Raw genomic sequence first — 16,069 nt, 5'->3', positions numbered from 1 at the left:
CCCTAACCTCAAACCTTACACTGCTGAGCAATGGAATCCATCGCAGAGCACTTTTTGACACCACAACCACATGCTATATTAAATTAAATTCCCTACATCAGGCTCAATAATGAATTTTAGTTCACTATGGCGCGGAAAAACACCTCGCCTAACAACCACACTCGCGGTGTTAACTTTAAGCACGTTAAGTAGCGCTCTAGTAGCTGCACCATTAGATAAAGCAGATATTAAGTTTATTGGCCCAATTGCAGCCGACATGCAACTAAAGCCATACCAAACTGAGCATCAAGATGCGATTATTAACGCCCTATTACCTAGCATTCAACAACCAACAACAAGCATTACGGTATTTGGCGAAAAATTAAAGTGGCAAACCTTAGATAAAGTAAATGCATTAACTCTGGGCGGTCTACAAGCATTAAAGTTTACCACTCATGCTGAGCGCTTTAGCCAAGGCACATTGACACTTAAAGGTATCGAAAAAGCGCAGTTGTTTATCAATGGTGAAAAACAAACAGCCACAAAAGAAAGCTACGAACTGGCATTACCGCAAGGCGATCACCAAATAGTGATTATTGCTGAACAAGTTGCTAATTGGCACGATGTTGACGTTGATTTCAACCCTAAAGCAGCAATTGATAGATTAACTTTTAGCAATAAAGAGCAACATGGTTTATCTGCCAAGCAACTGTTTGATGCCACAACGGTCAGTTCAATATCTTTAGCACCTGATGCCAAACAGCATTTAGTGGCAAAACGCCATTATCAAGATAGCACGGGTAACCAAGCAAATGTGATCACTGAGCTAAAAAATGATGATAATCAAATAGTTTACCGTTTTGAGTCGGGTCAACCGAGTAACATTATTTGGAGCCCTGATAACAATTATTTAGTCTATCTATTAGATGGAAAATTAAAGCAATTAAACCGCAAAACCCTTAACCTTAAAGTGATTGCCAACAACCTAGAGGGCGCGGGTGACTTTGCTTATTACGATAACAACAGCTTAATCTTCAGCTGGTCCAAATCACCAGCAGCTGATAACAGCCTAACTAAACACTACCAAGGTTTACAAGATCGTTGGTCATATGCCCGCACAACCTCACAAGCTTACTTATTAGATATAAGTACAGGCCTGAGTAAAGCATTGAGCCAAGGACCACTTAGTCACAGTATTGAAGATTTTAATAGCAAACGTGGTACGGTATTACTGAGTCGTGGTGTGCAAGTAATGCAAGCGTCGACTCACCCCACCACAGAGTTAGTGGAACTGAATATTGCCAATGCGAGCAACACAGTTATTGGTCAGTTTACTACGTTTAATCAAGCCAAATACACAGGTGATGACATTTATGTCACTGCGGGTCCTGATTTTAAAGATGGTTTAGGCAGAAACCTACCTGAGAATATGCTTGCCAACAACTATGATGGACAGCTTTACCTATTAACTGATCATGGTAAAAATGCAGCACCATTAAGTCGTGAATTTGATCCTGCCATTGGTCAACTTGAAGTACTCGCTAATGGCGATGCCCTCGTTAAAGTCACTGAGCAAGATACGATTGCTTTATACCTGTACGATAAAAGCAAACAACGCTTTAGCAAACTCAAAACAGGTTTTGATGTAGTTGAACAATTCAGTTATTCAAACAACCGCAGCCCAGCTATTTTAGTTAGCGGCTCTAATGCATCATCTCCACAGCAATTAAAACAGTTAAGTATTAATAAAAACACCGCAACCACATTGTGGGATTCTAAACCACAAGCGTATGCGAATACCGATATAGCCAGCTTAGATGAATTTAACTTTACCAATACCGCAGGTGTTGAAATTAAAGGTCGTGTTTACTTTCCAAGCAATCTTGATAAGAACAAACACTACCCTGCATTAGTATACTACTATGGCGGTACATCACCGGTTACTCGTGGGTTTACTGGCCGTTATCCTTTCAATTTATGGGCCGAGCATGGCTATGTAGTCTATGTAGTGCAACCGACCGGTGCAACTGGGTTTGGCCAACAGTTCTCCGCTAAGCATGTGAATGCGTGGGGTCAATATACTGCTGACGATATTATGCAAGGTACCCAAGCGCTATTAAAACAGTATCCATTTATTGATAAAAATCGTTTAGGTAATTTAGGCGCATCATACGGTGGCTTTATGACTATGTTACTAACCACTAAAACAAATATGTTTAGTGCCTCAATCGCGCACGCAGGTATTTCTAATATTACCTCGTATTGGGGTCATGGTTGGTGGGGCTATTTATATTCTGGCGAAGCTTCTAAAAACAGCTACCCTTGGAGTAATAGTGAACTATACAGCCAACACAGTCCGGTTTTCCACGCAGACAAAGTAACTACACCGCTACTGCTATTACATGGTGATGCTGATACCAATGTACCAGTAGGCGAAAGTCACACTATGTACACTGCGCTGAAACTACTTGGCAAAGATGTTGATCTTATTGAATATAAAGGAGCGGACCATCAAATTTTTGCTCGCGATCAACGCTTTAACTGGTGGGATACTATGCTTGCCTACTTCGATAAGCATTTAAAAGAGCAACCGCAGTGGTGGCAGTACTTATACCCTGAGAAGTAGCTTTGCATACCGTTCAACAGGTAAGCCTAGTATGTTTACCTGTTGATAATAATTAATAAATAATCTAAATAGAGCATAAATACTAAAAATCGCCCTTCTCTCCTTTTGCGAATGAGTGATAACATAGCGGCATCATTAAAGGTAATTAAGATACTATGACTATTCATGTTTTATTGGTTGAAGATGACGAACTATTAGTTAAACGCATAATCAATCATTTTGCAGAGACTGAATTTTGCATTGAGAATGATGCAACTGGCGCTGATGCCTTAGCTATAGTGCAATCTCGCGCTAATAATTATGATGCCATATCATTAGCAATTATTGACATAGTATTACCTAAACGTGATGGCTTACATTTAGCAAAAGAACTCAACACCCTCACAGACATTGGTGTGATCATGCTTTCAAGCCGAGATTCTCAAGCCGATCGTATTGCCGGACTTGCTCAAGGCGCTGATGACTATATTTGTAAACCAGTTGATTTATTAGAGCTTGAACTGCGTATAAGAGCACTTTATAAGCGCTTAAAAAGCAATAATAACAGTAGCGATGAAAGCGAAGAATTTATTGAATATGCTGACTTCAAACTGCATCCAGACAACCGCACTTTAATCACTGCTAATGGCATTGAATCTAGGCTCACTGAAGCGGAACATAAAGTGTTAATTTGTTTGATCTCAAACGCAGGAAAAGCCACGTCTCGTGAAAAAATATCAGAAGAAATTGGCCAGCCAGATTGGAGTCCAAATGACAGAACTGTTGATGTTTTAATTGGTCGCTTACGTAAAAAACTGAGCGATGAAAAAGACCAAAAACGCATCGTTACGGTACGCGGTAAAGGCTACATGCTGTCAATTTAATGCAATCTAACCGCTAATACTGGGTTAATTGTGATAACAAACGTTCAAATGCACGATAATTGAGTGCCTCTTTTAGTTCATCAAAACTAATATTATCTTGCCCTTTTAGATCACTAATTGTTCGCGCTACTTTGATCACTCGATGATAAGAGCGTGGCGATAATGATAGCTTTTCACTGGCTTTAGCTAAAAACTGTAACTCTGGTGCTGCAAGCGCGCAATGCACACTCATTTCTTTATTATTAAGTCGCGCATTGACTTTCCCTTGGCGACGCAATTGCAGATTATATGCCGCCTCCACCCGTGTGCGCACAGTCGCACTACTTTGTTCTTCTTGAGTACTTTGCAATTGCGCACTGCTTAAACGTGGTAGCTCTATTTGTAAATCAATACGGTCAATAAATGGTCCTGACACTCGCGATAAATAACGCATAACTTGATCCGGAGTTGCGCGCTTATCATTATGACAACCCGTAGGACTTGGATTAAGAGCCGCAATTAATTGAAACTGTGCAGGAAACTCCATTTGCCTTGCCGCTCTTGAAATCGTTACAGTGCCTGTCTCCATTGGCTCGCGTAATGAGTCAAGCACCTTACGTTCAAACTCAGGTAGTTCGTCAAGAAATAATACGCCATTATGTGCCAGTGAAATCTCCCCGGGCTTTGGGTTTGAAGAGCCTCCTACTAGCGCCACTGCGGAGCATGTGTGATGAGGATTACGAAATGGTCGCTTGCGCCAATTAGTTAGATCGACACTTTGGCCAATAATTGAATACAACGCTGCGGTGGAAAGTGCCTCATCATCGGACATGCCCGGCATAATAGTCGGCATACGTTGCGCGAGCATTGACTTACCCGTACCAGGTGGCCCCAAAAAAAGTAAATTATGGCCACCCGCAGCAGCGATTTCTAACACTCTTTTTGCGCCCGGCTGGCCTTTTACATCACTTAAATCAATTAAGAACTCAACACCGCTATGTTGCTGTTCTGGGTAGCTAATATTAAGAGGTAAAGGCTGCTGATTGAGTAAATCACTCCATACTTCTTGGATAGAAGAGACCGCTTTGCGCTCAACGCCATTTACTAAACTCGCTAAACTGTCATTTACTAAAGGTAAAAAACAACAACGCCCTTGTGCTTTAGCTGCTAAAACTGATGGCAGTATTGCATTCACGCCACGCACTTCGCCATTCAGTGCCAGCTCACCATAAAATTCATAGCGCTCAATATCAGTGCAAACAATTTGCTCTGAAGCGATGAGAATACCAACCGCAATCGCTAAATCAAAACGCCCCCCTTCTTTGGGTAAATCAGCAGGTGCTAAATTGACTGTAATGCGTTGGTCTGGAAAACCAAATTTAGAGTTTTCTAATGCGCTGCGTACACGATCTTTGGCTTCTTTTACTGAGGCTTCGGGCAAACCTACAATATGAAATGCTGGTAAACCATTACCTAGATGCACCTCAACGATCACTTCAGGTGCTTGAATGCCCACTTGGGCACGAGAATAAATTCGAGCTAATGACATCCTTTGTCCCTGTAACGTTCTGTTCTTTACAGTCTAGTCAGGATATTTAAAAATATGTAGTGTTAGTTGCCATTTCATTGCTGCAAGGCGTAACAGCAAGGTGGTTAACATCGCTAACACCATCGCTATCTCTGTCTCAATGTTCAATACAATTGCTTGGGTATAAACAATACCACCAGCAATACAAGTAATTGCATATAGCTCACCTTTTAATAGCATAGGAATATTGCCTGCCAACACATCACGCGTTACCCCGCCAAAGCAACCGGTGATCACCCCCATAATAATTGCCGTTGTAGCTGGCATCCCCGCGAGCAATGCTTTTTGCGCCCCCATTACAGCAAAGAACGCTAAACCAAACGCATCTGCAACTTGTAAATGATATAAAGGAATTGATTTTTGCTTATTGATCAATCGCGTGGTAACAAAGACAGACGCAAATATCGCGATAAAATAACTTTGGTCATGTAACCAAAATACCGGAACATCTAAAATCAAATCTCGAATTGTGCCACCACCTATCGCGGTGACCGTCGCCAGTACCACGACTCCAAAGCCATCCATTTTTTTATCATAGGCAATTAAAGTGCCTGACATGGCAAATACGGCGATGCCAATTAAATCAAACCAATGATAAAGTTCAGTCATATATCCAAGCCATCCCAAGATGCGAATCGAAGTAAAATAAACATTGCTTAACGACGCCGTTTTAGCACAATAAATGCAAAGTTTTAAGCGAACTTAGATTTATTGCTATTTCTATTAATTCAGTAACTGCTGCGCTGTCTGCAACTGCTTATAGCGTACGATCAATGTAACACCACGCAGTAGCATAAAGCAGGTCATTGCTAACCAAAGCGCATGATTTTGCCAAGCATTAAACACCCAAAACACGCCAAAGAATCCAACTAATGCTGAAATTAGCATAGTATTTCGCATATCTTGAGCTCTGGTTAGGCCAACAAAAATACCATCAAACAAAAAGCAACTCATTGCCGCTAATGGCATAAAAATCAACCATGGTAAGTATTCATAGGCGGCTTTGATCACTTCAGGAATATCTGTTAATAAGGTAATAATTTGCGAACCAAACAATGCAAAAAACACGCTATAACAAAAAGCAAATAGCACTCCCCAAAATACGCTTATTTTTACCCATAAGTTTATACGTCGTACGCTATGTTGACCTTTTGCTTGGCCAACTTTTGCTTCACTTGCATAGGCAATACCATCAAGAGCAAAGCTCACTAGCATTAAAAAGTTCAGTAATACAGCATTTACCGCAAGCGTTACCTCGCCAATGCGTGCACCATAGAAGGTCATAAAGCTAAAACACAGTTGTAAAATTAAGGAGCGAATAAAAATATCACGGTTAAGACTTAATAACGCCCACATTTTATCTCGGCTAAACCACCCACCTAAAAATAGCGGCACAGTCATTTTTTTCGCCAACCTAAAAACCAAGAATAATGCAAATAATAGCGCGGTATAATCGGCAATCAACGATGCCCAAGCAGCTCCGGCGACTTGCCAATCTAAGTACACAACAAAATAAATATCTAAAACAATGTTGGTGATATTAGTAACTAGTAATAAATAAAAAGGCCCTTTACCGTAATGAATCCCTAACATCCAAGCTAATAATACCAAGTTACATAATGCCGCTGGTGCACTAAAAATACGAATTTCAAAATAACTATAAGCTTGTGCGAGCACCTGCGCACTGGAACCAGAAAGGTAAGCTATGGCATTTTTAATAAGTGGCGATAAAGCAATTAAAGAAAATGCCACGATAAGCGCTAATACTAAACTGCGCTTTAATAATCCGGCTAATTGAGGATAATCTTTCTTGCCATAAGCTTGTGCAACCAGCCCTGTGGTACTCATGCGTAAAAAGCCCGCCAACCAAAATAGCAATGAAATCACCGTGGCGCCCAAGGCAATTCCGGCAAGAAAATGAGCACTACCAAGGTGCCCTATTACTGCAGTATCAACTATTCCTAACAGTGGCACGGTTATATTTGATAATATCATTGGACCAGCTAACAACAGCAAGCTTTTATGGTGTGCTTTATGACGATTAAGAAATTTTTTCACAGTCTGCTATCGATCCTCTTTTGTCTATCTTTACCTGCTCACAGCGCAGTTATTTTACAATATCACCATGTCAGTGAGACCCTGCCAGCAGTCACCAGTGTCAGTGCAGAAACCTTCACTGAGCATTTAAACTATCTAAAACAGCATGACTTTAACGTAGTGCCACTGAATGAATTACTATCTGCTTTACAACAAGGCCAAAGTTTACCAGATAAAGCCGTCGCTATTACCTTTGATGATGGTTACAACAATAATTATGAACAAGCAGCGCCGATATTAGAAAAGTTTGCTTACCCCTATACTATTTTCGTTAATCCAAAATTAATTGATGAAGGTAAAGGCTATGTAATGGGCTGGGATAAACTCAGAGAACTTGCCAAAAAAGGTGCTCTGATCAGCAATCACAGCGCACAACATGATTACCTACATCGTAAATTAGCCGATGAAACAACCCAACAATGGCAGGCGCGTATTAAGCAAGATATTTTGTCATCACAACAACGGATCAAAGAAGAAATTGGCCATGACTATAAATACTTAGCATATCCATATGGCGAGTTTAATAACCAATTACAAAGTTTAGTGAAAGAGTTGGGCTTTATTGGTATTGGCCAACACTCTGGTGCCATCAACAAAGACTCTGATTTTAGCCGTTTACCACGCTTTCCGGCTTCTGGGTTTTATAGCAAGCTTGATACGCTAGTGACCAAACTAAACTCTCGCGCATTTTCAATCCAAGAGCTTACTTATATTGATAGCGTGACCAGCCAAAATCCACCTCAGATCAGCATTAAATTTAATATGGGAGACTTTCATAAAAGTCAGCTAGCTTGTTATGTATCGGGCATCGGTCAGGCAAAACTAAACTGGTCAGCAGCTGATACTGTGACCATAAATTCACCGAAAAATTTAGCTCAAGGGCGATCACGATTTAACTGCACAGCACCATCAATTGCTCATAAAAATAGCTATTATTGGTTTTCACAACCGTGGGTAATTGTGCAGTAAAAATATAATCCCTTGATAATTATCAACCTGAGCCCGGGATAATCAGCTCTAGTTTATAAGATGACTACTTTTTCATTGCTTGGTTTAGTAGATGCTGCGTCACTTTATCAAGCGAGACCACCGCTAAAGCTGCTCCGATCTCTACAGCGGCTTTAGGCATGCCCCATACCACTGACGATAGTTCATCTTGCGCTACGGTATAAGCACCATGCTGTTTTAGCGCCAGTAAACCTTGCGCGCCATCGCTCCCCATACCCGTTAATAAAGCTGCGATGGTATTTTTAGGGCACACTTTAACCAGCGAGTTAAACAATACATCAACCGCAGGACGATGACGGTTAACCGGCTCGCTCTCATCAAGCTGACAATATAAGCTGCCTCCTTGCTGTATAACGCTTAAGTGTTGACCACCCGGGGCGATAAACGCCCAGCCAGCTTTTAACTTATCGCCTTGCTGCGCCTCTTTGACATTAATAGTACATGTCCTATCCATGCGCAAAGCAAATGAACTACTAAACACAGGTGGAATATGCTGCGTGATAACGATCGGAGGGCAGTTTTCTGGCATTCTTATTAGCACCTCTTTAATCGCCTCTGTTCCTCCTGTTGAAGCTCCAATCGCCAAAACCTTATTGATACTAAACTGTGCATTACTTAGCGTTTCGATAGGTTGTACTTGGCTTAATTTAAAAGGCCGTACTCGTGCCGCCGCTGCCGTACGGACCTTTTGTTGCACTAATTTAGCATACTGGCTTAATTGCTCAGATACATTGACTGTCGGCTTAGCTATAAAATCAACTGCTCCTAATTCCAGCGCCTCCAAAGTTATCGGTGAACCTTTTTGGGTGAGCGTTGATATCATTACCACAGGCATAGGCCGTAGACGCATTAGGTTTTTCAAAAAACTAATGCCATCCATTTTCGGCATTTCAATATCTAAAGTCAGCACATCGGGATTAAGTTGCTTAATCATTTCTCGTGCTTGATAAGGGTCTTCTGCACACCCTACGACCTGAATATCATCAGCCTGGTGCAGTACCTCCGTCAATACTCGTCGAATCAATGGCGAGTCATCAATCACTAACACCTTGACCATTTTTTACCCCTTAAAATAACTCAATATCGGTTTTAGAATCTTGTTCTTCGATATCATGTAAATAACGGACTTCGCGTTTTTCAATCACATCAGTGTGCATGTCGCGCAATTTTTTAACCTGTGCTTTGCCTGTTTGAGGGTTAAAATTGACCTTACGCGGCCAAGGCCCCCCCACATCATGAGACACTAATTCTAGCCCTTCTTCTTGCACATAAGAATAAGCAAAGCGAATATTACCAAGGCCAATATCTGTCATCGAGCGAATAATTTTACCGCCGCCAAACAGTTTTATTTTTAGATTTTGCCTAGAGGCGCCATTTTTAAGTACTTCATTAATTAAAAACTCCATCGCCCAGTTACCATAACGACAATTTAAGTTATGCGCACTAGTTGGCTCTACGCCTTTTTCAATCGGTAACATAAAGTGATTCATGCCACCCACACCAAGCTTGTCATCATAAATGCAAGCAGCAATACATGAACCTAGCACAGTGGAAATCACCTCATCGTTTTTTGACACGTAAAACTCACCGGGCAATACTTTAGCAATAACTTGCCGCTGACCTGAGTCCCAAAACCGCTTAATATGCTCAAAGCCATGTAATACTGGCTTAAAATGACTATCCATAAATCACCTTCTGATACATAGTTTTACCTAAGTTTTTAAACTCACTATGCTCCTTTCCCATGGTTTCAGAATGACCTAATAATAGGTACCCATGATCAGCTAAAATATGACAATAACGGTGGAATAACTGATCTTTTGTTTCTTTATCAAAATAAATCACCACATTGCGACAAAAGATCACATCAAAAGGCCCTTTCATTGGCCATTCTTGTAATAAATTCAATCGCTTAAAATGAATTTTTTGCTGTAATTCAGGTTTAACTTTGAATAACTCACCATCTTTAGTTTTTAAAAACCAGCGCTGTAATTGATGTTGTTCAAGTCCATTCACATTAGCCGCAGTGTAGGTACCGGATTGTGCTTTAGCTAATACGTTTGAATCCAAATCAGTGGCTAAAATTTTCACATCCCAATCGGCTGGAAATAACCCATGTAAGGTCATAGCTAAAGAATAGGGCTCTTCCCCAGTTGAACAACCTGCAGACCATATCCGAACTCGCCGAGTGCTTTTATTTGTCACTAATAACTTTGGTATTACATGGGATTGCAAATAATCAAAATGATGTGATTCACGAAAAAAAGAAGTCAGATTAGTTGTTATTGCATTGATAAAATCACTAAATTCTTGCTCTTTATGTGCCTCTAAATAAGCTAAATACTGTTTAAAATTTGTCAGCTGCAATGTTCTGAGCCGACGAGCAAGACGTGAATAGACCATTTCTCGTTTATGATCACCTAATACAATGCCACACGCGTCATAAACTATTGCAGCTATTTGCTTGAAATCATGGTCGGTTAGTAAAAACTCTTTCATTTCAATTACTCGCAATAGGCGTGACTGAGCTGCGATTGAATATTAACAAAATTGCTAAAAGTTAAGACTCTGGATTTTTCAAAGTACAGAGGCTCAACTAGTAATGCGATTGCAAAAAACGTTAAAATTCCTCCCATTCATCAGCTGAATTAGCAAAATTATTACCTCGCGCTTTACTACGGATATTATTACTACGTGGTGGCGCGGTAGTAGGAGTTACTGGTGCAGTATTAATTACAGCGTCTTGCTGACTTAAAGTGAAAAAGTTCAGTAACCGGGTCATATCATTCGCTTGCTCTGACATTGACTCGCTGGCCGCTGATGCTTGCTCAACTAAGGCCGCATTTTGCTGGGTCATTTCATCCATTTGCGAAATAGCTTTGTTGACTTGCTCAATACCTGAACTTTGCTCTTCGGATGCTGCTGCAATATCAGATATCATTTCAGTTACTTTTTGCACTGCAATAACAATTTCTTTTAAAGTGGCTCCTGATTCATTAACTAATAAAGTGCCATCTTCAACCTTACCAACGCTATCTCTGATCAACTCTTTAATTTCTTTTGCAGCACCCGCTGAACGCTGCGCTAAATTACGCACTTCCCCAGCAACAACAGCAAAGCCACGGCCTTGCTCACCAGCTCTTGCAGCTTCAACAGCTGCATTAAGAGCTAATAAATTAGTTTGAAAGGCAATCTCGTCAATCACACTAATAATATCGGCAATTTTTTTACTCGACTCATTAATTGCCGACATGCTGATCACCGCGCGATTAACAACTTCGCCACCTTGCTGCGCTTTATCGCGCGTTTCTTCAGCTAATTCATTAACCACTTTTGCATTATCAGCATTTTGACGTACTGTACTGGTCATTTCCTCCATGCTTGATGCTGTTTCTTCAAGCGATGATGCCTGCTCTTCAGTACGCTGGCTTAGATCAGCGTTGCCTTGAGATATTTCCTCAGCTCCACTTGCCACTAAGGTTGCCGAGGTATTAATACGATTAATGACTTCCGTTAATTTATCAGCCGTGGTATTGGCATCACGCTTAAGCTTTTCAAACGACCCCTGATACTCTTGCTCTATGCGTTGTGATAAGTCACCATTGGCCATCGCATCAAGCATATTACCAGTACCGGTGACAGCATCATCAACAATACCAATTAAACCATTTAGGCCTTTAGCTAAGCGTAAAAAGAAACCGCCTTTACCTTGCTCTGTAACACGGGCTTCAAGATTACCTTTACCTGCCGAGCTAACTAAATCAGCCATCTCTTTTTCCATTGCCACTTCAGCTGTTCGATCTTCCCATTCCACCACAGTGCCGATTCGTTCATTTTCTGAGTTAAAAATAGGGTTAGCAACTAAACCAAAAGTGCGCCCGCCAACCAGTATCTCTGCACTGTAAGTATCGGTTAGCTTGCTTAACAGATTGCGTTGATGCGCTGGATTTTTATGAAATACATCAATGTTTTGCCCTAATAACTGGCTACTATCAAAATTAGGTAAATCGCGACGTAAATCTTGCTCAGCGTTGCGCATCATATTTTGCACCGCTTCATTCATATAAATAATATCGTTTTTCGTATTTGCAATCATGGTATTTGTTGCAACTCGATCCAGAGCTTGACGCACCCTAAGATTTTCTTCAGCAGCACGTTTTTCAGCAGTCGCTTTTTTAATACTTTCGGTTAAATCTTGCCACTCAATTATAGTTCCTAATCGTTTGCCTTCTTTATTAAACCAAGGGGTCGCAATAATATTAAAAATTAATGATGCAATTTCTAGTTTTGATTCAATAGAGTCGGTCAAGTTTGTATACAACTGAGCCTGCTGTGCTGTATTTTCAAAAAATGCCGTAATACTTGAGCCCACTATACTATTGACGGAAAAATCACCTAGTACACTCTGTAGCTCACCTTGTCTGGCTTGGAGCATTTGTTTTAATTGATTATTAGCAAACACTATCTGTAAATCATTGTCTGCCATCATCACACTCGCCTGGCAGATCGTTAATGCGCTCGATAGATCAGCATCCCTTTTAGATTCTTTTTCTAATTCTTTTTGAGCTGTGATGTCTGTCGCATATTTAACCACCTTATAAGGTTTGCCACTGAGATCAAATATTGGATTATAAGATGCTTGGATCCATACCTCACTGCCATCTTTAGCAATACGTAAATACTCACCGGAGTCAAATTCACCACGACCTAATTTTTGCCAAAACAGTTGGTATTGCTCACTTTTAGCAACCTCAGGCTCAATAAATATACGATGATGCCGCCCGACTATTTCCTCTAACTGATAACCAAATGTCTGCAAAAAGTTGTCATTCGCGGTCAACACGCTGCCATCTAAATCAAACTCAATCACCGCTTGAGATTTGCTAATAGCAGCAATTTGCCCCGCAGCTTCAACAGCGACCATCTTTTGCGCCGAAATATCACTGGCAAATTTAACAACTTTTATAACATTTCCATGCTCATCCTTAACGGGATTATAAGTTGCTTGGATCCACACTTCTTTGCCACTTTTACTGATCCGCTTAAACTCATCAGCAATAAACTCTCCGCCTTTCAAGCTTTGCCAAAAGCTTTTATATTCACTGCTCTGAGCTTCTTTTTTAGATACAAATATTGAATGATGCTGGCCCTGAATTTCTTCTAAGGGGTAACCCATTACATCTAAAAAGTTATTATTCGCCGTAATAATTATGCCGCTAGGTTCAAACTCAATCACCGCAAGTGACTTATTTAATGCCGTAACGATTAAATCATTATTTGATTTTTTAGAATTACTAAACCACCCCATGCCCATCACCTTCTTGTTGATCACCATTTGCTATATTTAGTACTTGGCTAAATATCCATTGTTTTTTGCAGGTCCAATAACGCGACCATCTTCTCACCGACATTCACTAACCCTGCGATAAACTCAGCATTCTCTGAGCCGCTAAAGTTAGGCACCGTCTTCGCATCTTGCTCTACAATACTGTAAACATCAGATACGGCATCGACTACCATTCCCATAATCTTGCTATTTTGCTCAAAAATTACTTTCACTACGATCACCACGGTTAACGGTCCATAGTCAATCGTCGCTAAGCCAAACCGTAATCTAAGATCTAAAATAGGTACTATGGTGCCACGTAGATTAATCACCCCTTTGACATAATCTGGGGCATTCGGGATCTCGGTGATCTCCTCCCAACTGCGAATTTCTTGAACAGTTAAAATATCAACTCCGTATTCTTCATCAGCCATAATAAAGGTTAAAAACTGCTTAACTCCTTGGCCCTGTTCAAGCATTATTTTGTTATTTAACTCGCTGTGCGCAGAGATCATGAAGCCTCCAAGTTAGCTTGCGATTCAATAATCAATTCTTGGCTACCGGGTTTTCTTAATCCTGATAATTTAATTAAGCCGCTGATATCGACAATCAACGAAACCCGACCATCCCCTAATATAGTGGCACCTGACACGCCATCTACTTTTTGGTAATTAGCTTCTAAACTTTTAATCACTACTTGTTGCTGTGACAATAAATCATCAACTAACAAACCAATTTTTTGATTATCGCTTTCAACTACCACTAACAAGGTTTTATCAAGCGTTTCTATCGCACCTTGATGATTGAAAATACTGTATAAACGCAAGATAGGAATGTATTCATCACGCAGTCTAAGTACGTCTAAGTCTTTACCCACTCGACTGACTTTATTGATATCAATTTGTAATGATTCAACAATAGATATTAATGGAATAATATAGGTGTGCTTTGCAACCCTCACTAACTGACCATCTAAAATAGCCAGAGTAAGTGGCAAGCGAATAGTAAAGGTAGACCCAACACCTGCAGCAGATGACACTTCAACCGAGCCATTGAGTGATTGGATATTACGCCTGACCACATCCATACCAACACCACGTCCGGATATATCACTTACCTCATCTGCGGTTGAAAAACCGGGCATAAAAATGAGCTCATTAATTTCATCATCATCCAACTCATCAGCTTCGCTTACGAGCCCATTAGCAACCGCTTTTTGTTTAATCTTTACAGTATTAAGGCCTTGTCCGTCATCCATGATCTCTATAACAATATTGCCACCTTGGTGAAATGCATTAAGTGTGACTGTACCGACTGGGTCTTTACCTGCAGCAAGGCGCTGTTCAACCGTTTCTAGCCCATGATCCAGCGAATTTCGTACTAAGTGCACCATAGGATCTGATATTTTTTCCATTACGGTTTTATCAAGCTCGGTCTGTTCACCTAACAGTTTTAGCTCAACTTGCTTATTCAGTTTTTGCGAAATATCTCGCACCAAACGCGGAAAACGACTAAATACAAAGCTGATTGGCAGCATTCGGATACGCATTACATTTTCTTGTAAATCACGAGTGTTATGGGCCAATTGCGCTAAGCCTTCCTGCAAAGAGGCGATCGTCGCTTCGGTGATCTCTTGTTGACCAATTTGGCTTAACATCGCTTGAGTGATAACCAGCTCTCCAACCATATTGATCAATGAGTCAACTTTATCTATGCCTACTCTGATTGAAGTAGATTCTGCAGCTGGAGTGCTTGCTTTGACCGCAGTACCTTTTTTTATTGGCTTAACCGCAGCAACATTGACAACTGCTGGGGCTGAAGTTGAATTAGGGTTTTCCTCAATCACATCAGGCGCTGTAATTTGTGTATCATCATCAGCAAATAAGCCGCCGCACAACGCGATAGTAATATCAGCATCATCTTCAACCCACTCAAATATTTCTCGAATCGCACTCTCATCTTTTGCTGTGTTTAAAAAGAATCGCCAAGATAAAAAACAATCGTCGGGGCTTAAATCAGCAATGTCAGGGATCTCATTATTGAAAGCTTGAGTCTCTAAATCGCCCAATTCAGCCAACTCACTGATCATATAAAGTGGCTCATTGCCTGTTTTAAATAAATGATGATGTGGTTTAAAATCAATCTGATAGGTGTTTAGCGCAAGTTGAGCGGGGCTAGCAGTGACTTCCAGTTTATTTTGTTCGGCTTGGTTTACTCCTAAAATCTGTTCAAACTTAATTCTCAGTGCAATTGCTTCTTCTAAATTAGGTTCTTGCTCTGCTTGTAAGCCACGAAGTAACTCCCGCAAGCAATCAACAGATTTAAGTAATAGGTTAACATGCTCTGCGGTAAGCTCTCGTTTCCCCTCACGAATTTGATCTAATAGGGTTTCTAGCACATGAGTAAAGTCAGACACAGAGTTAAAACCAAATGTACCACTGCCGCCTTTGATAGAATGCGCAGCACGAAAAATGGTATTGATTGTTTCTAAATCTTCTTCGCCAGGTACTAAGTTTAATAACTCAGCTTCCATCGCATCTAAGCCTTCAAAACTTTCCTCAAAGAAGACTTCAAAAAATTGACTTAAATCTATACTCATACCC

At 40.6% G+C, this 16,069-nt stretch carries 12 protein-coding genes; 3 read left to right on the top strand and 9 right to left on the bottom strand.

Going from position 1 to position 16,069, the window contains the following annotated elements:
- Positions 1-109: 109 nt before the first annotated feature.
- Positions 110-2,605 carry an alpha/beta hydrolase family protein gene (locus PSR9079_RS03325; RefSeq protein WP_149980437.1) on the top strand — a complete coding sequence of 832 codons (2,496 nt, stop codon included), beginning with the start codon at positions 110-112 and terminating at the stop codon, positions 2,603-2,605.
- A 155-nt stretch (positions 2,606-2,760) separates the two neighbouring features.
- On the top strand, positions 2,761-3,468 hold the full coding sequence (locus tag PSR9079_RS03320; RefSeq protein WP_149980436.1) for a response regulator transcription factor: 708 nt from the start codon (positions 2,761-2,763) through the stop codon (positions 3,466-3,468).
- A 13-nt stretch (positions 3,469-3,481) separates the two neighbouring features.
- Here PSR9079_RS03320 and PSR9079_RS03315 read toward each other — a convergent pair whose 3' ends face one another.
- From PSR9079_RS03315 to dinF, 3 genes are all read right to left on the bottom strand, one after another.
- Positions 3,482-4,996, bottom strand: a complete 1,515-nt coding sequence (locus PSR9079_RS03315) for a YifB family Mg chelatase-like AAA ATPase (protein WP_149980435.1) — start codon at positions 4,994-4,996, stop codon at positions 3,482-3,484.
- A 33-nt stretch (positions 4,997-5,029) separates the two neighbouring features.
- Complete coding sequence (locus PSR9079_RS03310) at positions 5,030-5,644, bottom strand: trimeric intracellular cation channel family protein (RefSeq protein WP_145237840.1); 615 nt, start codon at positions 5,642-5,644, stop codon at positions 5,030-5,032.
- 114 nt (positions 5,645-5,758) lie between these two features.
- Complete coding sequence (gene dinF / locus PSR9079_RS03305; protein WP_149980434.1) at positions 5,759-7,093, bottom strand: MATE family efflux transporter DinF; 1,335 nt, start codon at positions 7,091-7,093, stop codon at positions 5,759-5,761.
- Here dinF and PSR9079_RS03300 point away from each other — a divergent pair.
- Positions 7,070-8,101: a polysaccharide deacetylase family protein gene (locus tag PSR9079_RS03300; protein ID WP_149980433.1), complete on the top strand. Its 1,032-nt coding sequence runs from the start codon at positions 7,070-7,072 to the stop codon at positions 8,099-8,101. The two genes, dinF and PSR9079_RS03300, sit on opposite strands and share 24 nt — an antisense overlap.
- Before the next feature lie 64 nt (positions 8,102-8,165).
- Here the strand turns inward: PSR9079_RS03300 and PSR9079_RS03295 are convergent, their stop codons facing one another.
- The 6 genes from PSR9079_RS03295 to PSR9079_RS03270 all read right to left on the bottom strand — a co-directional run bounded on the left by PSR9079_RS03295 (position 8,166) and on the right by PSR9079_RS03270 (position 16,065).
- Entirely contained in the window at positions 8,166-9,197 is a 1,032-nt protein-coding gene (locus PSR9079_RS03295; RefSeq protein ID WP_149980432.1) for a protein-glutamate methylesterase/protein-glutamine glutaminase, read from the bottom strand.
- A 10-nt stretch (positions 9,198-9,207) separates the two neighbouring features.
- Complete coding sequence (cheD, locus tag PSR9079_RS03290; RefSeq protein ID WP_149980431.1) at positions 9,208-9,825, bottom strand: chemoreceptor glutamine deamidase CheD; 618 nt, start codon at positions 9,823-9,825, stop codon at positions 9,208-9,210.
- Complete coding sequence (locus tag PSR9079_RS03285; RefSeq protein ID WP_149980430.1) at positions 9,818-10,639, bottom strand: CheR family methyltransferase; 822 nt, start codon at positions 10,637-10,639, stop codon at positions 9,818-9,820. Before PSR9079_RS03285 ends, cheD begins: the two co-directional genes overlap by 8 nt.
- Positions 10,640-10,760: 121 nt before the next feature.
- On the bottom strand, positions 10,761-13,448 hold the full coding sequence (locus tag PSR9079_RS03280; protein ID WP_149980429.1) for a methyl-accepting chemotaxis protein: 2,688 nt from the start codon (positions 13,446-13,448) through the stop codon (positions 10,761-10,763).
- Between the two features lie 47 nt (positions 13,449-13,495).
- Positions 13,496-13,981 carry a chemotaxis protein CheW gene (locus PSR9079_RS03275; RefSeq protein WP_149980428.1) on the bottom strand — a complete coding sequence of 162 codons (486 nt, stop codon included), beginning with the start codon at positions 13,979-13,981 and terminating at the stop codon, positions 13,496-13,498.
- Positions 13,978-16,065, bottom strand: coding sequence for a chemotaxis protein CheA (locus PSR9079_RS03270; protein ID WP_149980427.1), 2,088 nt, complete (start codon positions 16,063-16,065; stop codon positions 13,978-13,980). The genes PSR9079_RS03275 and PSR9079_RS03270 overlap by 4 nt, the downstream gene beginning before the upstream one ends.
- Between the last annotated feature and the right edge of the window lie 4 nt (positions 16,066-16,069).

The organism is Pseudoalteromonas rhizosphaerae (assembly GCF_902498845.1).
Taxonomy (GTDB): Bacteria; Pseudomonadota; Gammaproteobacteria; order Enterobacterales; family Alteromonadaceae; genus Pseudoalteromonas; species Pseudoalteromonas rhizosphaerae.
This window is presented reverse-complemented; position numbering and strand designations above follow the sequence as displayed.

What these genes read in the sequence shown, in the direction of transcription:
- PSR9079_RS03285 (WP_149980430.1), bottom strand. Translation starts at nt 10,639, where the DNA reads ATGAAAGAGTTTTTACTAACCGACCATGATTTCAAGCAAATAGCTGCA.
- PSR9079_RS03270 (WP_149980427.1), bottom strand. Translation starts at nt 16,065, where the DNA reads ATGAGTATAGATTTAAGTCAATTTTTTGAAGTCTTCTTTGAGGAAAGT.
- PSR9079_RS03315 (WP_149980435.1), bottom strand. Translation starts at nt 4,996, where the DNA reads ATGTCATTAGCTCGAATTTATTCTCGTGCCCAAGTGGGCATTCAAGCA.
- PSR9079_RS03295 (WP_149980432.1), bottom strand. Translation starts at nt 9,197, where the DNA reads ATGGTCAAGGTGTTAGTGATTGATGACTCGCCATTGATTCGACGAGTA.
- PSR9079_RS03280 (WP_149980429.1), bottom strand. Translation starts at nt 13,448, where the DNA reads ATGGGGTGGTTTAGTAATTCTAAAAAATCAAATAATGATTTAATCGTT.
- PSR9079_RS03325 (WP_149980437.1), top strand. Translation starts at nt 110, where the DNA reads ATGAATTTTAGTTCACTATGGCGCGGAAAAACACCTCGCCTAACAACC.
- PSR9079_RS03300 (WP_149980433.1), top strand. Translation starts at nt 7,070, where the DNA reads ATGACGATTAAGAAATTTTTTCACAGTCTGCTATCGATCCTCTTTTGT.
- PSR9079_RS03310 (WP_145237840.1), bottom strand. Translation starts at nt 5,644, where the DNA reads ATGACTGAACTTTATCATTGGTTTGATTTAATTGGCATCGCCGTATTT.
- PSR9079_RS03275 (WP_149980428.1), bottom strand. Translation starts at nt 13,981, where the DNA reads ATGATCTCTGCGCACAGCGAGTTAAATAACAAAATAATGCTTGAACAG.
- cheD (WP_149980431.1), bottom strand. Translation starts at nt 9,825, where the DNA reads ATGGATAGTCATTTTAAGCCAGTATTACATGGCTTTGAGCATATTAAG.
- PSR9079_RS03320 (WP_149980436.1), top strand. Translation starts at nt 2,761, where the DNA reads ATGACTATTCATGTTTTATTGGTTGAAGATGACGAACTATTAGTTAAA.